The 20,381-nt window shown below is 48.9% G+C and carries 20 protein-coding genes (1 of these 20 cut by a window edge); 10 read left to right on the top strand and 10 right to left on the bottom strand.

Features of this window, described 5'->3' with window-relative positions; all coding sequences use genetic code 11:
* On the bottom strand, nucleotides 1–504 hold the beginning of the coding sequence (tyrS, locus tag MARGE09_RS07745) for a tyrosine--tRNA ligase (RefSeq protein WP_236986763.1). The gene continues 792 nt to the left of window position 1, outside the view; 504 of the gene's 1,296 nt are visible here — the first part of the coding sequence; the start codon lies at nucleotides 502–504; the stop codon falls past the left edge of the window.
* Nucleotides 505–723: 219 nt separating this feature from the next.
* Here tyrS and MARGE09_RS07740 point away from each other — a divergent pair, with 219 nt between their 5' ends.
* The 5 genes from MARGE09_RS07740 to MARGE09_RS07720 all read left to right on the top strand — a co-directional run bounded on the left by MARGE09_RS07740 (nucleotide 724) and on the right by MARGE09_RS07720 (nucleotide 5,636).
* Nucleotides 724–2,163: a peptidoglycan DD-metalloendopeptidase family protein gene (locus MARGE09_RS07740; protein ID WP_236986762.1), complete on the top strand. Its 1,440-nt coding sequence runs from the start codon at nucleotides 724–726 to the stop codon at nucleotides 2,161–2,163.
* The gene (locus MARGE09_RS07735; protein WP_236986761.1) at nucleotides 2,163–3,275 is read left to right on the top strand and encodes an anhydro-N-acetylmuramic acid kinase; all 1,113 of its coding nucleotides are present in this window, start codon (nucleotides 2,163–2,165) and stop codon (nucleotides 3,273–3,275) included. Before MARGE09_RS07740 ends, MARGE09_RS07735 begins: the two co-directional genes overlap by 1 nt.
* A gap of 36 nt (nucleotides 3,276–3,311) precedes the next feature.
* A complete protein-coding gene (locus MARGE09_RS07730) occupies nucleotides 3,312–3,692 on the top strand; it encodes a gamma-butyrobetaine hydroxylase family protein (protein WP_236986760.1) in 381 nt (126 codons plus the stop codon).
* A 203-nt stretch (nucleotides 3,693–3,895) separates the two neighbouring features.
* Nucleotides 3,896–5,002 carry a response regulator gene (locus tag MARGE09_RS07725; RefSeq protein ID WP_236986759.1) on the top strand — a complete coding sequence of 369 codons (1,107 nt, stop codon included), beginning with the start codon at nucleotides 3,896–3,898 and terminating at the stop codon, nucleotides 5,000–5,002.
* Between the two features lie 40 nt (nucleotides 5,003–5,042).
* Nucleotides 5,043–5,636, top strand: coding sequence for a DUF4136 domain-containing protein (locus MARGE09_RS07720; protein ID WP_236986758.1), 594 nt, complete (start codon nucleotides 5,043–5,045; stop codon nucleotides 5,634–5,636).
* 104 nt (nucleotides 5,637–5,740) lie between these two features.
* On the opposite strand, the gene MARGE09_RS07715 is transcribed toward MARGE09_RS07720, so the two are convergent.
* Complete coding sequence (locus MARGE09_RS07715) at nucleotides 5,741–6,061, bottom strand: hypothetical protein (RefSeq protein ID WP_236986757.1); 321 nt, start codon at nucleotides 6,059–6,061, stop codon at nucleotides 5,741–5,743.
* 80 nt (nucleotides 6,062–6,141) lie between these two features.
* Complete coding sequence (locus MARGE09_RS07710) at nucleotides 6,142–6,735, bottom strand: hypothetical protein (protein WP_236986756.1); 594 nt, start codon at nucleotides 6,733–6,735, stop codon at nucleotides 6,142–6,144.
* Nucleotides 6,736–6,898: 163 nt separating this feature from the next.
* Here MARGE09_RS07710 and MARGE09_RS07705 point away from each other — a divergent pair, with 163 nt between their 5' ends.
* Nucleotides 6,899–8,671, top strand: coding sequence for an Ig-like domain-containing protein (locus MARGE09_RS07705; RefSeq protein ID WP_236986755.1), 1,773 nt, complete (start codon nucleotides 6,899–6,901; stop codon nucleotides 8,669–8,671).
* Nucleotides 8,672–8,739: 68 nt separating this feature from the next.
* Here the strand turns inward: MARGE09_RS07705 and MARGE09_RS07700 are convergent, their stop codons facing one another.
* Nucleotides 8,740–9,657 carry a metal ABC transporter solute-binding protein, Zn/Mn family gene (locus MARGE09_RS07700; protein WP_236986754.1) on the bottom strand — a complete coding sequence of 306 codons (918 nt, stop codon included), beginning with the start codon at nucleotides 9,655–9,657 and terminating at the stop codon, nucleotides 8,740–8,742.
* A 92-nt stretch (nucleotides 9,658–9,749) separates the two neighbouring features.
* Between MARGE09_RS07700 and znuC the strand changes: the two genes are divergently transcribed.
* From znuC to MARGE09_RS07685, 3 genes are all read left to right on the top strand, one after another.
* On the top strand, nucleotides 9,750–10,559 hold the full coding sequence (znuC, locus tag MARGE09_RS07695) for a zinc ABC transporter ATP-binding protein ZnuC (protein WP_236986753.1): 810 nt from the start codon (nucleotides 9,750–9,752) through the stop codon (nucleotides 10,557–10,559).
* Between the two features lie 9 nt (nucleotides 10,560–10,568).
* On the top strand, nucleotides 10,569–11,348 hold the full coding sequence (locus MARGE09_RS07690) for an iron chelate uptake ABC transporter family permease subunit (RefSeq protein ID WP_236986752.1): 780 nt from the start codon (nucleotides 10,569–10,571) through the stop codon (nucleotides 11,346–11,348).
* A gap of 262 nt (nucleotides 11,349–11,610) precedes the next feature.
* On the top strand, nucleotides 11,611–12,474 hold the full coding sequence (locus tag MARGE09_RS07685; RefSeq protein ID WP_236986751.1) for a hypothetical protein: 864 nt from the start codon (nucleotides 11,611–11,613) through the stop codon (nucleotides 12,472–12,474).
* Nucleotides 12,475–12,491: 17 nt separating this feature from the next.
* Here the strand turns inward: MARGE09_RS07685 and MARGE09_RS07680 are convergent, their stop codons facing one another.
* Nucleotides 12,492–13,370, bottom strand: a complete 879-nt coding sequence (locus MARGE09_RS07680) for an aldo/keto reductase (RefSeq protein ID WP_236986750.1) — start codon at nucleotides 13,368–13,370, stop codon at nucleotides 12,492–12,494.
* A 79-nt stretch (nucleotides 13,371–13,449) separates the two neighbouring features.
* Nucleotides 13,450–14,619, bottom strand: coding sequence for a c-type cytochrome (locus MARGE09_RS07675; protein ID WP_236986749.1), 1,170 nt, complete (start codon nucleotides 14,617–14,619; stop codon nucleotides 13,450–13,452).
* Nucleotides 14,620–14,906: 287 nt separating this feature from the next.
* On the opposite strand from MARGE09_RS07675, the gene MARGE09_RS07670 reads away from it, so the two are divergent.
* The gene (locus MARGE09_RS07670) at nucleotides 14,907–15,572 is read left to right on the top strand and encodes a hypothetical protein (protein WP_236986748.1); all 666 of its coding nucleotides are present in this window, start codon (nucleotides 14,907–14,909) and stop codon (nucleotides 15,570–15,572) included.
* Nucleotides 15,573–15,658: 86 nt separating this feature from the next.
* Here the strand turns inward: MARGE09_RS07670 and phoU are convergent, their stop codons facing one another.
* The 4 genes from phoU to pstC all read right to left on the bottom strand — a co-directional run bounded on the left by phoU (nucleotide 15,659) and on the right by pstC (nucleotide 20,232).
* Complete coding sequence (phoU, locus tag MARGE09_RS07665) at nucleotides 15,659–16,396, bottom strand: phosphate signaling complex protein PhoU (protein WP_236986747.1); 738 nt, start codon at nucleotides 16,394–16,396, stop codon at nucleotides 15,659–15,661.
* A 131-nt stretch (nucleotides 16,397–16,527) separates the two neighbouring features.
* Complete coding sequence (pstB, locus tag MARGE09_RS07660) at nucleotides 16,528–17,355, bottom strand: phosphate ABC transporter ATP-binding protein PstB (protein ID WP_236987339.1); 828 nt, start codon at nucleotides 17,353–17,355, stop codon at nucleotides 16,528–16,530.
* Between the two features lie 200 nt (nucleotides 17,356–17,555).
* A complete protein-coding gene (gene pstA, locus MARGE09_RS07655) occupies nucleotides 17,556–18,839 on the bottom strand; it encodes a phosphate ABC transporter permease PstA (RefSeq protein ID WP_236986746.1) in 1,284 nt (427 codons plus the stop codon).
* Complete coding sequence (pstC, locus tag MARGE09_RS07650) at nucleotides 18,832–20,232, bottom strand: phosphate ABC transporter permease subunit PstC (protein ID WP_236986745.1); 1,401 nt, start codon at nucleotides 20,230–20,232, stop codon at nucleotides 18,832–18,834. Before pstC ends, pstA begins: the two co-directional genes overlap by 8 nt.
* Between the last annotated feature and the right edge of the window lie 149 nt (nucleotides 20,233–20,381).

Raw genomic sequence — 20,381 nt, 5'->3', positions numbered from 1 at the left:
AATTCCCGCGCCCTCGCGATCTATGCGCTGCTTTACAGACTCTTTGTTAATCATATTATTAACAGAAAAGTGCTTACCCACATCGCGTAAAAAGTCGAGCACGTTAACCTGCCCAACCCAATCCAAGTTATTCACAACGCTCGCGCTATTATCACCGCAGTCAAAACTAATAAATTGGGAGATCTGATTCTTCAGCTTACCCACCCAAGACTCAACGACATCCGGTGTATTAAGCTGACGCTCTTGCGCTTTAAAACTTGGATCGCCAATCAAACCTGTAGCGCCGCCCACCAAAGCTAACGGCCGATGCCCTGCATCCTGAAAACGCTTTAAGGTAATAAGCGGAACTAAACTCCCAATATGAAGACTATCTGCCGTTGGATCAAAACCACAATACAGTGTTCTAGGCTCGGACATATGCTCAACCAAATGATCCTCACTGGTCATTTGAGCAACGAGACCGCGCGCTTTTAAATCATCCAACAACGATAACTGATCGACCATACCAACCCCACAAGACTTAAATTTCACAATGATTAGCACGCAAACCCACGCAGTTAGGCGCCAAAGAAAAACGAGCAACAATACCTAAACATGAAGCAAAAACAAGATATTACGTCCACTTTTATCGCTTTTTATCGACATAAACTGGCAACTTTACTGATATCAACAATAATTTCTGATATAACTACGCAATTCGCATAATTTTTCTGCATTAAAACCATGATATCCAAACAGTTGAACCACACAGTCACCCTTTTTTCATCCATGCCAAAGTATCACCGCATAGGTGTCATCATTCTGTGTGGCGCACTAATTAGCGTCGGACTCAGCAGAAAAAGCACAGAAGACTCAAACATCCCATCAAGCAGCAGCAGTATTTTAGCAACAACAGCGCATGCCGCCTCGCTACAAAACAACACGGCGCCATTAGTAGAACAAGCCCCATTATCACCCATCACCGAACACACGACTGACGCCATTACTGCCGTTGAGCAAGCACTGCAAACTCAACCCAAACAAAGCACGCAAGTCTTTATTGAAGAAACCGTAAAAGATGGCGACTTCCTAGAAACTGTCTTTAAGCGCGCCAAGGTGAACAGCAAATATATGTATCACTTGCTGCACAACCACCCCAAAGCCAAGTCCCTTGCCAAAATTTATCCAGGCCACAAGTTACTTTTTGTCCTTGATAGCGATGGCAAGCTTGCCGAGCTACACCACATAGAAGACGAACTCCACAAGCAAGTATTTGCCCGAACTGATGACGGCTACGAACATTCCACAATTGCACTTGAGCCCGAAGTCCGGCTTGTTCGCACATCAGGCACCATCACCCACTCACTTTATGCTGCCGCCAAAGAAGCCAACTTAGAAGATAAGCTAACAATGAGCTTGGCCGATATCTTTGGCTGGGATGTAGATTTCGCATTAGATATTCGAGAAAACGACAGCTTTGTTGTTGTTTATGAGGAGCGCTACCTCGCGGATAAATACCTAGGCAGCGGTAACATTATTGCCGCTGAATTTGTAAACAGAGGAAAGAGCATTCAGGCCGTACGCTATGTTGATAGCCGCGGCGATGCCCAATACTACACCCCGGAGGGTCGCAATATGCGTAAAGCGTTTTTGCGAGCACCGGTTGATTTTCGGCGCATAAGCAGCAACTTTAACCCTAGACGCTTGCACCCTATTACGAAAACTGTTCGCCCACACCGCGGTATTGATTACGCTGCCAGCACGGGCACCCCCGTATGGTCACCAGGCGATGGCAAGGTGCTTGTTTCCAGCTATAGCAAATACAACGGCAACTACATTGTTATCCAGCACAGCAATAATGTTCAAACCAAATACCTTCACCTGCACAAACGCAAAGTCAAAAAAGGGCAGCGCGTTAGCCAAAGGCAAGTTATTGGCACTGTTGGAACTACAGGCCTTTCAACTGCGCCACATTTACACTATGAATTTTTGCTAAATGGCGTTCACCGTAACCCTCGCACGATTGTGTCTAAATTACCCAAAGCGGACCCAGTCCCCAAAGCCGAGCGTGAGCGCTTTTTTGCGCAAACGCAGTCGCTAGTGGCGCAGTTAAATCCAACACCAAAAGCCACTCAAGTTGCCAGCCAAGAACAAGACGCACCACCAACAACTACAGCGATGTGATGAAGCCACACCAGTCACAGCCAGCAGGTTACTTTATTGGCTTAATGTCTGGCACCAGTGCCGATGGCATTGACGGCGTGTTAGCGAGCATCTCACACAACAACTTCGAGATCATTGCAACCGACGCCATTGCCTTTGATGAGGTTCTAGCTGGTGAAATAGCGCAGCTTTTTACGCCCAGCACAAACGAAATAGACCGCCTTGGCTGCCTCGATAAAAAACTGGCAACACTGTACGCAAAATGCGTAAACAACCTGCTAAAGAAAGCCCAACTGCCTTCGTCGCAAATAACCGCGATAGGCAATCACGGCCAAACTATACGCCATAGGCCTTGTGCAGCAACGCCCTTCACTCTGCAAATTGGTGATGCCAGCGAGCTAGCCATACGCGCAAACATTCCCGTAGTCAGTGATTTCCGCCGGGCGGATATCGCACTTGGCGGTCAAGGTGCACCACTTACACCGGGGTTCCATCAGGCCGTTTTTGGCTCGCCAACGCAAAATCGCTGCATCGTTAATATCGGAGGCATAGCCAACGTAACGCACCTCCCTAAGGTTGGCGATATTACGGGCTGGGATACAGGCCCTGGCAACGGTCTTATGGACGCGTGGATACTACAACACCAACAAAAACCATACGACCACAATGGACAATGGGCCGCAAGCGGCAATATCAACGCTCCGCTGCTAACAAATTTACTATCGCACCCTTACTTCGAAAAAGCCCCGCCAAAAAGCACCGGTAAAGAGGAGTTCACCCTCGAAGCCATAGCCCATTACACAACAGCACTGCCCCCCCAAGATGTTCAAGCTACGCTTTTAGAGCTAAGCGCAATAACAATCGCACAAGGGATTAACACCGGAAGGATTAACAGCGCTTATGTTTGCGGTGGCGGCGCTTTCAATTCACAATTAATGGCTCGCCTTAAGGCGCACTGCCCCAGTATTTCAATACACAGCACCCTAACACTTGGCATTGCGCCAAGCTGGGTCGAAGCCGCCGCCTTTGCATGGCTCGCGCACCAATTTTGGCACAAACTGCCGGGCAATGTGACTAGCGTGACAGGCGCCGCTAGAGCAGGCATTCTAGGAAGTCTCACCTTACCCGCATAATTCCCCGGAACATAAAAACCACCTCTTGGCACTAAGATGACTCCAACCAAAATACACCTTCACAAAAAAACACAGACACTAGACATCCACTTCAACGAGAACAGCTACAACCTAAGCGTCGAGTTCCTGAGAGTCCACTCCCCCTCAGCTGAAGTTAGAGGACACGCAGGATCTGGCGGCAGCACACCTTACGCTAAGCGCAACGTTAAGATAGAAAAGCTAGAAATGACGGGGAATTACGCTGTTCGCATATTTTTTGACGATGGCCACTCTAGCGGCCTTTACAGCTGGGCCTACCTCTATGAGCTATGCACTCAACACGACATCCTCTGGGATGCGTACCTGAAAAAGCTTCATCAACTACAAAAAAGTCGCAATGAAGATACTCACGTTGTAACAATCACTCCGCTTAACTAGCCATCGCCCGCACAACCTGCAAACAAAATTTGTCGCATACATTTTATTGCAATAAAAAACACGTTAGCATGCGCATCAAAATTTGGGTGTGCATCTTGCTATCAATTTCTGCAGGTTAGGTCACCCCGCCAAAGGCTCACTAGTGCCTCAACTAGTTTATTCATTCCGGTTTATGTACCGACTACTGTTAACGAGCACCTTGTTTGAGACGTACCATGCTTGGATTACCCAATATTTTACTGATCGACAACAACCCCATTAGCGAAAAACTGCTCGAGAAAACCTTCGAGGGCGCTGCAAGCCTCCAGATTGTATCGAATGTGCAGCAAGCATCTGAGGCCATCATTTGCGACGACATTGATTTAATTTTAATCAATGCCGACCTCTACAGCGTTAACGCTGCAACCACTTGCGCATGGCTAAAGGGCGACCCTAATAGCAACCCAATAAAGCTTATTGTCCTTACGCAACAACTAGACAACCAAAAAGAACTTAAATACTACGAAGCTGGCGCTGACGAAGTCATCCACCTTTCCAATAACCAAGCACTTATTAAACATAAGGTAATGCGCCACACCGTTAGCCACCTAGCCAACAACGATTTATACAAAGCCAGCAACATACTTAATACGTTTTTTGAAAACACCTACAACAGCGATTCACTCAGCCACTGTATGAGCGAATGCCTTGTTGCGCTACAAGCTATGGAGTTAAAAGCTGCATTGCACGTCTGCGATCACCCGGAGCTAACATGCTCCTCCTTTGGCTATGTCACCGACTACGAGAAAGCCTTAATGAGCTATACCGAATGCTTGGAGTCATCAACAGATAGCGCTCGCTTTACCCACGGCGATGACACGATGTCGATACTGATTCAAAACCTACCCAATCGCCACCACCCATTTTACAAAAGCCTCATAAACTGGGTCGAAAAAATATTTAACGCGCTTAGTCAAAAAGCCAAAAATTTACTGACGCCATCAGCATCCGAGAGCCACCCCCCGCAAGACGAAATTAATATTCCGCAAACACAAACTGGGGCGCAACGCCTACACTACTTCCTAGAGAAAGCACTTAACGATATGGAGCATAGCTGCGAACAGGGCATCAACCGCAGTATTGGTAGAATCGATGAATTTGGAACCTGGCCCTCTTTATCGCCGCTGCAAAAGCGCCATATATTCAAACTAAAAGATAACCTGCTACAGCTAAAAGAAACACTCATGACTAACTGCTTAGAAATCGAAAGCCGTTATCTTCAATTTGTAACCGAGCGCAGAGCAAAAACACGGCTTAACTTAGGCTGGTAATAGAGGTAGGATCTGCCATTCACAATAAAAGGCACTCAATATGACACTCAAATTATCATTCTTGGCGATAGCGGCCTTCATGCTTGCCGCATGCGTACAAACCCCACAGCCAGCTCCAGAAACAAAAAGAAAGTCGTTCACGAGCGTATCGACAAGTGCCGCAGACTTCGCCCCTAAGGCTGGGCAGCGCTTCGCTTGGTATACGCCTGGCGTAACATGGGCAACTACAGGGCCGACAGAACTGAACGCAGAATTAGAAGCTGTGATCAAATCAACGGTTAGGGCAGAACTGGTCAATCGAGGCTATGTCGTTACTCAAGATACCGCTGCCGCCGACTTTATTATTGGCTTAGTGCTTACAACCAACGATTACAATCACGCAGATGACTTCGCTCAATACTTCAACCTGAACGCCAATATGCGAAGCGAAGGTTCCGAGCCTATCGTTAAAGCCTTGATGGGAGTTGTTGACGGTCGCTTCGCCGGCATCACACCACCGCCACCTCAAGCATTAGTCTGGAAAGCCGATTTGGAAACCGAAATATTAGAAGCGGGCACTGAAAAGGCTATCCGGTTAGCCCGCGCCAAAGTGCTGACCTCTAGGCTTCTGGACTCCTTACCCAAAGGAGAATAGAGCGCTAAAGGACGTGGAAGGCTACGAAGAAGCCTTCCACACGATAATCAACCGCCTTGCCGGAAGTTGGTGACCAACGTACTGTGAGTGTCTTTATCGAGCCATTAACTCAAACCAACTAGCAATACACCCCCCCAACTTCTACCAACCCTAATTAACAAATCACCCGATACGTTATTTAAAACAGGTGCCAAAGGTATATAGCTAGTTGCGCCGCGATATAAATGATGCACAGCAAGGGTAGGAAGTTGTGCCCCGCCCCAACGCCCAATGCTGTAAATCAAATCAGAAGAGCTATCCACGGTGTAATTTTTGACTTGATAATCTTCGCTTGAGATACGAACAGCAGCATCGCCTATATGGCCATTTGCTACAAACAGCCCGCCATCATTAATGTAAATGGACTTTCTTTCATTAAGATACAAAGCCCAACTATTATTTGCTGGGGCTTTCGCAGCAATAAATTATGGGGCACCGATAATCAGTTTTATTTTTAGGCTTGCACCTAAAAGAAGTAACCAAGACCTGACGAGAATGTTTGAGTGTTGCCTTGCTTTTTATAGCCCACCTCAAAAGCTACGCCGCGGCCAATAAAGTAGCTAAACCCTAGCGCGCCCATAAAACCGCTTTCGCTTTTATTCCAATCCAAATAATGTAAGTCGGCGCGCAGCTCTACGCGATCGAAGGCGCGGTTTCTAACGGATACACCAATAAAGCCTGTATCGTCACTCTCGTTAAAAAGCGCGCTATCCAATGTTGCTTTTCGGTAGCCAAATAAGGTGGCCACCCGCGTGTTAAACATTCGTGCCACATCACCATATAAACCAACATACACCCCAAATTGCTGGCTATCGACCGTGTCGGCTAATTCGAATTCTTGATATTGCCCACCAACAAAAAAGTTTTGTGCCAATTGCTTGGATGCCTCCAAGCCAAAACCATCGTAGCTATCGATAACATCATCCACTTTTTGTCTTGCGAGCTGCGCTCTCACTACATCAAAACTTGGCATATCTGCCGCGACCTTGGTAGAAAGACACAGGCCAAGCGCGACACTTAAGGCAGCACCCACCGGCAATATACGCTGCAACACCTTCATCCTGAACTCCTCATGCACGCCCTGCGCTTATTTGCGATAGGCATCTATTGATCATCTCTGCTTTTTAGCTTAGTCAAAGAGACATTAGCTTGCTCGCAATGTGAACAGAAAATTGCTGTCTATACTCAATAGGTATTGCTATCTGCGCTTTAAGGAACTGGTTATGCGCCTAACAACGCCCGCTCACATATTTAAACTATTGTTAATCTCGAGTAGCCTGCACCTGTATGGTTGCGGTGATACGGCTGATGGCCCCAGCTACCAGCCCGATAGCCCCCCCAACGAAGCCAGCAGTAGCGCTACCCTGGCAAGCGCTAGCAGTGCGCAAAGCAATGGCTCGGCATCTTCTGTTTCGTCTGTTGCTCCAACGGTCATAGACCCAACAAATGACCAAAGTATTATTGCCGAAATTTCAGCAAGCGCCCTTACCCTACCACCACGCACCCCCACAGAAATACGCATTAGCTTTAAAAATAACTATGACGAGGCTGTAAATATTCCAAGCACCCCTAGTGCTAGCTCCAACTGCATTACCGCGAATAATGCCTCGGTGACATTTTCGGAGCTAAACGGTCCTGAAGTGACCGCAACCTACGAGGCCAGAACAGGCTGTATCGGTGACGACCGCGTTACCTTTAGCGGCGACTGGAATGGCGCCGCCTACACCATAGAGCTCACTCTAAATATCGAGAAAGATCCCTTTTCGAATATCGAGTGGCTAAGTACAGAGCCTGCCCAAATTAGTATTCGTGGCTCTGGCGGGCAAGAAAGCGCAACCATCACTTTTGCCCTGCGTGGTTATAACGGTGAAAATATTGTCGGTGAGCAAGTGAGCTTTCAAATTGATGGCGCCGCCGGCGGCGCGAGCCTTAGCGAGAACACTGGGGTTTCGGATGAAAATGGCGAAGTTAGCGTGCGTGTAAGGGCCGGCACAGCACCATCAAACGTTATTGTTTTAGCCACTTATACGCCCACAGGCGAAACCACGCCTTCATCCAACTTAGTGGTGGCATCGGGAATTGCCATCGAAGGCAATGTCACCTTGGCCACCAGCGCCTATAACCCTTTAGGGTTTGCGCGCATAGGCACTCAAAGCGTCACCCTCACGGTGAATGCTACCGACCGTTCGGGCAACCCAGTACCCGACGGCACGAGCGTTAATTTTATTAGCGAGGAAGGCGGTAACATTATGCCTAACTGCACGCTAAGCAGTGGCTCGTGCTTTGTAACCTTTAGCCCCAACGGCTTACAACCGGCTAACGGCAAGATCCAAATTTTTGCCGCCATTAAGGGCGGTGAGGGGTTTATCGACAATAACGGCAACAAAATTTTTGACGACGGTGATACTTTTACGCCCGAGATTCACGAGATGGGCGAGCCCTACTCCGACAATAACAATAACGGGCAGTACGACCTAGGCGAACACTTTGCCGATACCAATAACGACGGTTCAAGAACCGAGGGTAACAACCTGTGGAGCGGACCAAACTGCAAACACAGCACCCTGTGCGATAGCAGCGACGACTTCATCGACCTTGGCGTACAAATGATGCTAATTCTCAGTGATGGTCGCTCCCCCACACTGTGCAACCCCGGTGACTTTGCAGCAGCAAGCTTTAACGTAACGTCGGAAGGAAACCTTAGCCTGGGCGGGCTATACCTATCGGATGGGAATGCCAATGCCAGCAGCGATTCCATCGCCTGCCCGCTCGGTAACCCTTTGCCGGTAGGCACAGCCATAACGTTTAAGGCCGGCAACGGCAAAATTATTGGTAACGCCAGCTGGACGATTGTAGATACTTACCTTCCAACAGGCCCTTATAATGTCACTTATAAAGCCCCCGAGGCGACCGGCCTTGATGTGCTCACACTAGAAATAACACCACCCTTATCACCCACTTATTTTTATCAATGGGACATCAACGTTGTGCTCTAACGCGGAGTTATTGGCGATTCACCTAGAACCGTAATTAAGCGTCAATAAGATGCTTAGACTTTGATGCTTCAACTGCGGTTTCTAGGGTTAAAGCAATGCTTAAAGCCAGTGGTTAATGATTGCAGCAATGTGGTAATAGAGGTGATCTCAGGAGCACGGCCTAAGGGGTCTACCTCTACGGCCGGCACGCCTAGTACCTTCGCAAGCTTAACACCGGAATGATCACCAGGCTCCACCACTAAACAGCTCGCCTCCGCTAAAGACTTTTGTAGCTCGTACATGCGGCGGGCAGATAGCTGCTCTTCGGGTAAACGCGTCGCTGCCGCCAACTGATTCAGGCCAAAAGCGCCTACAAAATGTGCGTAGCCATCATGGCTTACGGCAAAGGGGACGTTTTTAAAAGCGTCAAGCTCGCGCTGAATCGCTTGTTCTCGCTGGGCCAATTCGCGTAATGCGCTGGCTAGCCGTTGATCCAATACATTTCTATTTAAAGGCTCGATTAGGGTTAACTCAACGGTAATGGCCTTAAGCGCCTGAGCAATGTTGTGTGGGTCAAGCCATAGGTGTAAGTCGGCCGGTGATTTCGCTGGCCAATTTAACCCCTCTAACGAACCAAGCTCTAACTGGGCACCGCGCCGCTGCTGCATTGGCTTTGCTAAGAAGCGTTCAAAGCCGGCACCTAGCCAAAGCACTAGGCTGGCATCGTCTAAGCGCTGCCTATCGGCAATAGTCATCGCTAGGGCATGGGGGTTGGCATTCGGTGGCAATAGCGTTACCACCGTGAAATCTTCACCGGCAATGCTTTGCGCCAATAGCGCTAAAGGCTTAATGGTGGCCACTACCGTTGGCTTTGGCGCAAACGGGTTAAGCGCCTTATCACTTCCAGCATTAGCCAAGCCCGCTACAGCCATTAACAAACCCAGCAAAGCTGCACTAGCGCGCAGCTGGCGTCTGGCCCAACAAATTCTAATGGTTATACAACCCATTTTTACTTTCACCTATTACTGCGCCGGCAAGGCGCGCATATCAAAATGTTGTAGTGTATCATTTGGCGCTTTCAAATTTAGCTGATTGCACCATGCTTGCGACAAATCACCCTCTTTCACACAGTGCACAAAGCCCGTTAATACAGCTTAATAATATTAATTTGAGCTTTAACGGCAACCCAATTTTGCAGGGTATCAACCTGAACCTGAACAAAGGCGAAATTGTGACTGTGATTGGCCCCAATGGCGCAGGCAAAAGCTCACTTGTCAGTATTATTGTTGGCCTGCAAACCCCCACCAGTGGCGACATCCAGCGCAAGGCTAAACTGCGCATTGGCTACATGCCGCAAAAACTGACTATAGACCCGCAGCTACCGCTCACAACCCAGCGCTTTTTATCCCTTTGCGGCAAAAGTGCCGCATTAAAAACCGCCGTGCAGCGGCTAGATATTGAATGCCTCCTAGAAACACCGGTGCAAAAATTGTCTGGCGGCGAAATGCAGCGCGTACTGCTTGCCCGCGCATTAATGAGCAAACCCGAACTGCTGGTACTAGACGAGCCAGCACAAGGCGTTGACGTAGCCGGCCAAGCCGAGCTTTATCACCTATTGGGCCAGCTGCGCGACGAACTAGGCTGTTGTGTTCTGATGGTTTCTCACGACTTGCACATTGTTATGGCGCAAACTGACCAAGTTTTGTGCTTAAACAAACATGTTTGCTGCCATGGCGCCCCCGAAAGCGTTAGCCAGCACCCCGAATACCTGCAGCTTTTTGGTAAAAAAGCGGCAGAAGATATCGCAATTTATACCCACAATCACGATCACCAACACGATATTCACGGCGATGTAGTCGAGCCAGGCCAGCACAACTGCCAACACGACCACTCCATTCACAAACACTAGCTCACACCTATGCCAGATTTCTTAATTAATGCACTGCTCGCTGCATTTGCGATTGCCGCCGTTGCAGGCCCGCTAGGCTCCTTTGTTGTTTGGCAAAGGTTGGCTTACTTTGGCGACACGCTAGCCCACGGCGCATTGCTTGGTGTGGCTTTAGGTTTATTTGCCAGCATCAACGTCACCCTCGCTATAGTTTTGTGCTGCATGACACTGGCCGGTTTACTTTTTTTACTGCAACAAAAACCCAGCCTTGGCGACGATGCCCTGCTAGGGCTACTGTCCCACTCGGCCTTGGCCGCCGGTTTAGTGAGCGTTAGCTTAATGGGAAGCTCGGTCGATTTATTTGCGTATTTGTTTGGTGATTTACTCACAACCAGCCGCAACGACGCCTACTTGATTATCGCCGTTTGCGGTGCCGTACTAGGTCTAATTACGGTCTTTTGGCGCAAGCTATTGCTGATGGTCATTGACGCAGATATCGCCAAAGTCGAGGGAATTCCCGTTAATCTTATGCGCATACTTTTGCTTATGGCCATTGCTATAGTGGTGGCGTTTGCTATGCGTGTAGTTGGGGTACTACTGATAACAGCCATGCTTATCGTACCAGCTGCCGCAAGCCGGCGCCTTACAACATCGCCCGAAGCCATGGCCGCAGGCGCGGCCATAATTGGCGCGGGTGCTGTTGCGGCAGGCATGTGGGCTTCGTTCTATTACAACACCCCCGCCGGGCCAAGCATTGTACTGGCCGCTAGTGGCTTATTTTTGCTCACACTGTTAAAACGGCGACAATAATAGGCTTCCCAGTAATTGTTAGCTATGGGGTAGTTGTGAGCTGGCACCTACCCCACAAAAACAAACGACAAACCGGTCACAAAATAACAGCTCAACTGCGACTAGCACTCACATTGGCAGCCTATTCGTCATACACTCAAAGAACAAACTAAGGGACTAGACCTACCCACGCGCGACATCGCCAGAAGCCCGGGTTGTAGCAGGTAAAAATAATAACAATTGGTATTTGAAAAAATGCCGAATACTCGTCTTTGATGTACCTATGTTTGTATCCAAATTATTAGTTACCGCTTTGGCCTGCCTTATGTTTGCAGGGTGTACCCAGCTCGTTCACGTCCCCCACTCTAAAGTGGCTAACGGCAACGTTGTAAACGCTGGCATTAACACTCAAGTATTAATTCAACCACCGGTAGTACCCCATCAACAGCAGTATGAAGAAACGGGGCTTTTTGTGGTGGGCTTACTCAATAGCTGGCAAGTAGACTTCAATAAAACTCTGCCGGACGCCGTGCAAAACGTAATATCGCAAACCTATCGTAGCGCTGTTGTAGGCAATAGCTGCGACCAATGCGGCTTAATTGTGCGACCTAAAATCACCCAAATCGATATTGAAAAGCTCTCGATGCAAGCCAGCGTAGAAGTACAGCTGGACATCCTAGATGCCAACGGCCACAAAATTACAACACTGCAAAGCGGCGGGCGATCTTCATTTTTAAGTGCTTCACGCTTGGGTACTGGTGTGGCCGGTTACTTTATTCCCCTACTCGGTACCGCCGTTGGCTCGCACGTGGTGCAAGAAACCGTAAAGGAAGCCTTGGACGAGGCGCTTGCCGATATGTCGGAGCAGGTGGAATACCAAGCCAATAGCGGGCTGCTAGCACGCACATGGCTACCGAAGAATTATCACCGCAATAAACAACACGGCAATCACGAATACACCGCCGAGCAAGTGGCTAAAGCTGCTGGCTGCAACATGACGAGCGATGCCATCATGTTAGAGCAGCAAAAATACTTCCAAGAAATTTACACCGCCCACTGCTGGGGCAAGCCCACATTCACTATTGCTTGCGAATATGGGCGCTGTGAATTAGCCGAAGATGGCAAACTAGCACAAGGGCACAACTAACCGTTAACAGCAAACAACTAAGGCACAGATGCGCCGTTGCTTGCCTCCCAAATGCGGTACCACTGCTCACGTGTTAGCTTAATGTCTAACGCTTTAACAGCATCGGCCACGCGCGCGATTTTGCTGGTACCTAGTATTGGGTAAGGGTTGCAAGGCAAGGCTAACAACCAGGCATACACGACAGCCTCTATAGAATCAGCGCCAAGCTCTTGAGCTACCCCTTGCAGCGCCGCAACAACGGCTTTATCGCGCTCGCTTTCTGGCGAGAATAAACGCCCACCGGCTAAGCACGACCACAACATTGGCCGCATACCTAAACGCTGAGCCTGATCAAACGTGCCATCGCTCAAGGCTGCCATATTCAGCGGGGAAAACTCCACTTGATTGGTCACTAAAGCATCAGGCAATGCTGACTGCAACGCTTCGACCTGAGCGGGGGTAAAGTTAGACACGCCAAAGTGCAGCACCTTGCCATCCGCGTTTAATTGCGCAAAAGTCTCGGCAACTTCGCTGATATCCATTAAAAAGTCGGGACGGTGCAACAATAACAAATCGATGCGATCAGTCTGCAAGTCACGCAGCGAAGCCTCAACCGATTGCATCGTGTAAGCCTTGCTGAAGTCATAGTGATTAACCCCTTGCGCGCCAAGCTCGCCAAAACCCATAGGCCGTATACCGCACTTGGTAATAATTTGAATTTGATCACGAACGCTGGGTTTTAACGCCATCGCCTCACCAAAAGGCGCTTCGCTGCGGTACACCATTGCATGATCCATGCTGGTAACGCCTAACTCGACAGCCTGTTCAACAAAAGCGAGGATTTGCTGTGGGCTATACCCCCAATGCTTTAAGCGCCAAAAACCCAATACCAGTGGTGAAAGAGATAAGCTCGACATAGTGAATCCTATAAAATGAAAAAAGGCAGCGAATGCTGCCTTTAATTACAAGGAAGGTAAAGGTATTAACGATTTGGGTTTATGGTGAAGTGCCGCCGTCATTGGTTAGCGTATAACCTAGGAAGCTCACCCAGATGTAATCAGTTAACTGCATGGCGCAATCCCCAGCGGGCGTGCACGCTGGCATAGCCGTACCCGAAACCCCATCTCGAATAATAGCCATCATATCGTCATAGCTACCGGTAAAATCCGTAAGCGATCGCGGTGAAATACCCACCGCTGTACCATCTGCACCATGGCAAGCCGAGCAAATATTGTCACTTGCGCCATCATAAAGCGCTTTACCGGCCGCAACTCGAGCGTCAATCTCATCTTGAGTAGGCCCCGAAGGTGCAGAAGAGGAACTCGCAGAAGAAGAACTAGCAGCACTACTCGAAGTATTAGGTAACACAAAATCACCGGTTTCAGCTGTCCAGCTACGCATATAGGCCGCTACATCTTCTGCACACTGGCTTTCGCAAGTTGTTGAAGCACCAAGTGGCATCTCGTCGTGGGTAATATCAAAAAGGGTATCGTAGCGAATATTATCGTAGACATAATATTCTAAGTTATTGTGGATTGGCGTGTTGGCCAAGTTATAAGGCGGTGACAACTCGCCGTTATAGCCCCCATACTCCCCATGACAATCAGCGCACGTCTTCTCGGTATATAAGTCCATGCCGCGGCTTACACTCTGCGCATCTAACTCACCATCAAGCGACGCTGTGTAATTGCGTACATTGCGGTCGGCAGGAGCAATAGTTTCGCTGCTGCTACTTGTACCACTACTTGAACTCGCACCGGTAGAGCTAGAGCTTGCAGCAAACTGCTCTGTCCACATCTTGTAAAAGTGGTGCTGGATGTTTTCTTGGCAGGAAAAGTTACACGCTGTTTTATCCTGCGGTGGCATTTCGTTTACAGAACGGTTCGCAAGCTTGTCGTTGTCGATTGCGGCGGGCGTTGCATAAACGCGGTGCAATATAGCCGTAGAACCGGCCACACCGGTTGTTAGTCCATCTTCGCCGTGGCAGGCAACGCAATTGGCTTGATACTCGGCAGCCCCAGCCTCGGCTTTTTGCGCATCAAAAGGAATATTCTCTAAAGGTGGTGTCGGCGCGCTCGCGGTTACAGCGATATCTTCCCCGCAGCCAGAGACAAATATTGCCGAAGCTAACAACGCACTAGCGGTCATTAAACGTTTTAAAACCATATTCACTCCGGGAGTCTGAATTCTGTCATTTTCTACCCGTGTCGAAGGGTAAACATTAAGTAAGTATAGCGATCTATTCTAGCCAGATCTAACGAACAATGGGGCAACAACATCACAAATGCATGGTTTCTCGTGATCAGTAGCAGTATGTCGCCGCCCTACTCATCAGAACCGAAAGCAATGCATTCGTTGCACCGGCATCACATTAAATAAGGCGATAGCCGGTATAATCCATAAATGATGGATTTGTTTGCCACATTCTTTGCGCTTGAGCTATGTTTAAAAGCATGACCACAACTAATACACTTCATATCCGGCAACTGATTGCCGAGGCCTCTCAGCAAGACGCAAAAGACAATTGCCTTGTACGGTTCGCTGCTGCTCAGCTACCGCACCTTCACCACACCATAAAAATACCGGGCGATGCGCCAGAAGCTGCATTAGCCCAGTTCATCACACAGTACATTGAGCACGTCCCCGATTTTTTAGAAGCGCTTACCGCATTAATGCAAGAGGCCGAAATTTACGAGCAAGGCCAAGCGTTCATGACCATTGCCGAAGATTTTTTTATTTCGCCGCCGGAGCTTGTCAACGGACATACGGGCCTAGTCGCCTTATTGGATGAGGCCTATCTATCACATCGCATGATTGAGGAAGTGAACGACCGCATTCAACTGGCCTGCGGCACGCCCTTATCGCCCATGGATATGAGCCTATCCAACATTGTTGTACACGCCCTGCTGGGTGAGGAATTTGCCAATCAACTCGACTTAGCCGTTCACTACGCAATCGAGGCATTGTTCTATCAAGGCGGCGCACTTAGCTCGCCAAATTGCTCTCGTTACTTAAATGAACACAAGGACAACCGGTGGGCTGATGTTTTGCAAAAATGGCCCTGCTTGGCGGGAGATGCCAGCATATCGCTGGATGTAGAAGGTTGGTTTGGCGGCTAGAGGCTAGCAATCAAAGGCAAAACGCTAACAAGCGGCATAAAAAAAGGCTTCACAAGGAAGCCTTTTTTTATGCCGTGTAATTACCACTACGAAGGCTTATGGCCATGTTCTTCAAGCTGGGCCTCGATTTCACCCACACTCGTGTGGCGCACATCCATAGCGTGCACCAAGTATATGACGTGCTCGGCGATATTGCGCGCGTGGTCACCAATGCGCTCTAACGAGCGCAAAGCCCAAATGATATTCATCACCCGCGTAATCGAGCGCGGATCTTCCATCATGTAGGTCATTAGTTCACGCATGGCCGAGCCGTAATCACGATCGACCAAGGTGTCTCCTTTAACCACTTTCATGGCCGTTTGAACGTCGTAGCGAGCAAAAGCATCTAACGCTTGATTCACTAAGGCTTGTACGCTGTTGGCGATGTGGCGCAACTCAACGAATCCGCGCGGTGAAATGGCGCCACCAGCATCGTTTAATGCAATGGCCATGCGGGCAATTTTATCGGCCTCGTCACCCATGCGCTCTAGATCGCGGTTGGCTTTTGTCACCATTAATACTAAGCGTAAATCAGAGGCCGCAGGCTGGCGGCGCGCCAGTACTAGGGTGCACTCTTCATCTAGCGAGACCTCAAGGCTGTCGATATCTTCCTCAGTGCGCAGTACTTTTTCAGCAAGCCCACTATCGGCTGTTTCAATAGCGCGAACAGCATCAGCTACCTGCTCTTCAACCAAGCCACCCATTTCCAATAAATGCTCGCGCAGGTGCTCTAAATCAGCATTGAACTGACGGGAGATGTGCTGATCGATTTGAAGGTTTTCCATGCTTGTACTACCTGAATAACGTGATGAAATGTGTGATTTTAGTAAATGTTACGACTAGCCCACCAGCATCGCATGCGCGCCAACTATTTTTCAATAGCAAGGATGCATGCGACGAATATTTTGGCAGCACATTAACCAAAACGGCCGGTAATATACGATTCCGTAAGTTCGTGGTCAGGGTTGGTGAAAACCTTTTCGGTTTCGTTAACCTCGATTAAGCGCCCTAAGTGAAAGTAAGCGGTACGATTTGATACTCGGGCAGCCTGCTGCATCGAGTGGGTAACAATCGCAATGGTAAAGTTTTGGCTTAGCTCAGCAATAAGCTCTTCAATTTTTGCCGTAGCGATAGGGTCAAGTGCCGAACAAGGCTCGTCCATCAAGATAACTTCTGGGCTAACGGCAATGGTGCGCGCGATACACAAGCGCTGCTGCTGCCCGCCCGATAACCCAGTGCCTGGCGAGGCCAAACGATCTTTAACCTCCTCCCATAAGCCCGCGCGGCGCAAGCTGGATTCTACAATTTCGTCCAGATCGGTGCGGCGGTTAACCAAGCCGTGAATACGAGGGCCATAAGCGACGTTATCGTAAATTGATTTAGGAAACGGATTAGGCTTCTGGAATACCATGCCCACACGTGCGCGCAGCGGTACTACATCTAACTTGCTATCGTAAATATCCATACCATCAAGCTGAATGCTGCCACTAACACGGCAGATATCGATGGTATCGTTCATGCGATTCATGCAACGCAAAAACGTTGATTTACCGCAACCTGAAGGGCCAATCAACGCCACCACTTGGTTTTCGGCAATATCCAAGTTTACATCGTAAACCGCTTGTTTTTGATCGTAATGCACACAAACGTCACGCATGGAAAGCTTTGCATTATCGGCCAGCGGCTTACCGACTGTTTTGGTCACGCTTTCGGCAATTTCAGAGGGCGATCTATTGGATTTCATTGCACTAGTATCTTTAGAAGTTGTTGGTTTAATCGTTTGCTGCGAGCGAGCAGAAGCCTCTTGCGCGGCATTTGCTTGAGGTTTAATACGTGTTGGCTCGATAACGGTTTCTTGCATCTTATTACACCTTTATGACAAGAAGCACCCCTATCGACCAAAAGAGTTATTGGCCGATGGGTGCCGGTTAATTAAGCGCGCTCTTACCAGCGACGCTCTAAGCGTTTACGCAGCAATACCGCAAGGGCATTCATAAACATAAGGAACATGAGTAGCACCATAATCGCCGCCGATGTCTTTTCAACAAAGGCACGCTCTGGGCTATCGGACCACAAAAATATTTGCACCGGCATTACGGTAGCTGGGTCTGTGACGGAGCCTGGTATATCCATAATAAACGCCACCATACCAATCATTAACAGCGGCGCCGTCTCGCCCAACGCCTGCGCCATACCAATAATGGCGCCGGTCAGCATGCCTGGCATCGCCAAAGGCAATACGTGGTGCAAAATCATCTGCATTTTTGACGCGCCAATACCTAAGGCTGCTTCGCGGATGCTCGGTGGCACAGCCTTAATGGCCGCGCGGCTCGAAATGATAATGGTTGGCAGTGTCATTAAGGTTAATACCATGCCGCCTACCAAGGGGATAGAGCGCGGCATTTCAAACACATTAATGAATATTGCCAAACCCAGCAGGCCAAAAATAATCGAAGGCACGGCCGCCAGGTTATTAATATTCACTTCAACAAAGTCAGTTAAACGGTTGCTGGGGGCGTATTCTTCTAGATAAATCGCGGCCGCCACTCCCACAGGGAATGACAATGCTAAAGTCACCAGCAGTGTTAATAAACTGCCCAATACCGCCCCGCGAATACCGGCCATTTCTGGCTCGCTGGAATCACCGTCGGTAAAAAAGCGCGTATTGAAAACGGTTTTAATATCGCCGCTATCCACAAAGCTTTGAACCCACTTAAGCTGTTGCTCTGTCATGCGCTCGGCATAAGGCTCGCCAGATAAGCTCTTGTAGTAGGTATCGATATCATCATCGGCCAATACCCATAAGCGCTGTGTGCTATTAAGTAAGTCTGGGTCGGTCGCGAGTAAATCCCGCAACTGATAATTAGCCCCCACGCTCACCATACTGTAAAGCGCACGCTTTTCACGTCGATTCGTCACATCAGGAAAACGCTTTTTTAGCGCAGCTTTAATAAGACCAGAGTAATTACCCGCTAATATTTCATCAGGGTTTGTGGCGTCGTAAACTTCGAGCGTATCGGCATCGAACTCGATTTCCAACGCCATTTCTGTTTGCCGAAAGCCGCCCATGCCGCCGCCGAATATTTCGACAAACAACACCAGTAACGCGCCCAAGCCAAATGAAATAGAAGCAATACCAAAAGCTTTAAATCGCTTTTCTGCCGCATAACGCTTGGCTAAGCTCTTTTGGACTAATTCTGCTTGTTTTGTAGATGATGGCTTAGTCATATTGCTCTCGATACTTCCTAACAATGTGCAGGGCAAGGTAATTTAAGCTGAGGGTGACCACAAATAGCATCAAACCCAAAGCAAAAGCCGCGAGTGTTTTCGGGCTATCAAATTCTTGGTCGCCAACTAATAGCGTCACAATTTGCACGGTAACAGTGGTTACAGAATCTAGCGGGTTAAGCGTGAGGTTAGCAGCCAAACCTGCAGCCATTACCACAATCATGGTTTCACCAATAGCGCGCGAAGCCGCTAACAATACGCCACCGACAATACCCGGTAACGCGGCGGGAATAACAACTTGTTTAATGACCTCGGACTTGGTCGACCCTAAGCCCAAAGCGCCATCGCGCAAAGATTGCGGTACAGCATTAATCACGTCATCCGATAGCGACGAGACAAAAGGAATAATCATCACGCCCATCACAAGGCCAGCGGCCAGCGCACTTTCAGAGCTAATAATTAACCATTGATCCAAGCCCAAATCGAAGCCTAAATCGCGAATGAACGGGGCCACGGTTAACGCCGCAAAAAAACCATAAACCACGGTAGGGATACCCGCCAAAACCTCAAGCATAGGCTTGATAATATCGCGGGTGCGCGCACCGGCGTATTCGGATAAGAAGATGGCCGACATCAAACCGCAAGGTACGGCAATAATCATGGCAATGGCTGCAATCAATAGCGTGCCGGTGAATAGCGGAATAGCACCAAAGCTACCCGAGCTACCCTGCTGGTCGTCGCGAATAGCCATTTGCGGGCTCCACTCCAATCCGAACAAGAACTCTGTAATAGGTACTTGGGTAAAAAAGCGGATAGACTCAAACAGCACAGAAGCCACAATGCCGACAGTAGTTAAAATCGCCAAGCTTGAACACAAAAAGAGGAAGTTTCTAAAGACCTTCTCTACCTTAAAGCGCGCCTTAAGCTGAGGCTGGATTTGGCTCCATACAAAAATAGATCCCACCAAGGCACACACGAGAATAACCCCCGTCATGGCCCACCGGCTGGTAGCCTGTAAAGACTGTAAACGCTCTGCCGCAACGAACATGTAGTCTGGGGCATCGTCAGCACCCGCGGACAACGCAGCAATATTTTGAATTTGGTTAAGCAGTAAGCCTACGTTATCGCCGGCTTGCGCTATCGCCTCTTCCGGCAAAGATGAAAGCACCGCATTGCGAATGATAAGATCATCAAAGATCATCCACACGCCCAGCACCGCAAAGCACGGGATCGCGCACCAAAGGGCCGTAAGCGTGCCGTAATAAAACGGCAATGAGTTTAAAAAACGTATGCCGCCAACATTTTGTGATATTGCGACAGAGCGCGAGCGCCCAGCCAGAAAGGCTAAAGAGCCCAACACAAAAATAGCAATAACAAGTACTGATGGTTCCACGATAGCTACCTAACTCAGATACAAAAAAATAGCCCACAAGGCTTATGGGCTATTTTCAATGGTTTTCATGTCGTCTTGATGACAGTGACACTGGCTAATCACACGCTGTTAATTGGTGCTGCCAATTTGGGGCGCAAGATTAGCACAAC

The organism is Marinagarivorans cellulosilyticus (assembly GCF_021655555.1).
Lineage (GTDB): Bacteria > Pseudomonadota > Gammaproteobacteria > Pseudomonadales > Cellvibrionaceae > Marinagarivorans > Marinagarivorans cellulosilyticus.
This window is presented reverse-complemented; position numbering and strand designations above follow the sequence as displayed.

What these genes read in the sequence shown, in the direction of transcription:
- MARGE09_RS07740 (WP_236986762.1), top strand. Translation starts at nt 724, where the DNA reads ATGATATCCAAACAGTTGAACCACACAGTCACCCTTTTTTCATCCATG.
- MARGE09_RS07735 (WP_236986761.1), top strand. Translation starts at nt 2,163, where the DNA reads ATGAAGCCACACCAGTCACAGCCAGCAGGTTACTTTATTGGCTTAATG.
- MARGE09_RS07730 (WP_236986760.1), top strand. Translation starts at nt 3,312, where the DNA reads ATGACTCCAACCAAAATACACCTTCACAAAAAAACACAGACACTAGAC.
- MARGE09_RS07720 (WP_236986758.1), top strand. Translation starts at nt 5,043, where the DNA reads ATGACACTCAAATTATCATTCTTGGCGATAGCGGCCTTCATGCTTGCC.
- MARGE09_RS07710 (WP_236986756.1), bottom strand. Translation starts at nt 6,735, where the DNA reads ATGAAGGTGTTGCAGCGTATATTGCCGGTGGGTGCTGCCTTAAGTGTC.
- MARGE09_RS07705 (WP_236986755.1), top strand. Translation starts at nt 6,899, where the DNA reads ATGCGCCTAACAACGCCCGCTCACATATTTAAACTATTGTTAATCTCG.
- MARGE09_RS07700 (WP_236986754.1), bottom strand. Translation starts at nt 9,657, where the DNA reads ATGGGTTGTATAACCATTAGAATTTGTTGGGCCAGACGCCAGCTGCGC.
- znuC (WP_236986753.1), top strand. Translation starts at nt 9,750, where the DNA reads ATGCTTGCGACAAATCACCCTCTTTCACACAGTGCACAAAGCCCGTTA.
- MARGE09_RS07690 (WP_236986752.1), top strand. Translation starts at nt 10,569, where the DNA reads ATGCCAGATTTCTTAATTAATGCACTGCTCGCTGCATTTGCGATTGCC.
- MARGE09_RS07685 (WP_236986751.1), top strand. Translation starts at nt 11,611, where the DNA reads ATGTTTGTATCCAAATTATTAGTTACCGCTTTGGCCTGCCTTATGTTT.
- MARGE09_RS07680 (WP_236986750.1), bottom strand. Translation starts at nt 13,370, where the DNA reads ATGTCGAGCTTATCTCTTTCACCACTGGTATTGGGTTTTTGGCGCTTA.
- MARGE09_RS07675 (WP_236986749.1), bottom strand. Translation starts at nt 14,619, where the DNA reads ATGGTTTTAAAACGTTTAATGACCGCTAGTGCGTTGTTAGCTTCGGCA.
- MARGE09_RS07670 (WP_236986748.1), top strand. Translation starts at nt 14,907, where the DNA reads ATGACCACAACTAATACACTTCATATCCGGCAACTGATTGCCGAGGCC.
- phoU (WP_236986747.1), bottom strand. Translation starts at nt 16,396, where the DNA reads ATGGAAAACCTTCAAATCGATCAGCACATCTCCCGTCAGTTCAATGCT.
- pstB (WP_236987339.1), bottom strand. Translation starts at nt 17,355, where the DNA reads ATGAAATCCAATAGATCGCCCTCTGAAATTGCCGAAAGCGTGACCAAA.
- pstA (WP_236986746.1), bottom strand. Translation starts at nt 18,839, where the DNA reads ATGACTAAGCCATCATCTACAAAACAAGCAGAATTAGTCCAAAAGAGC.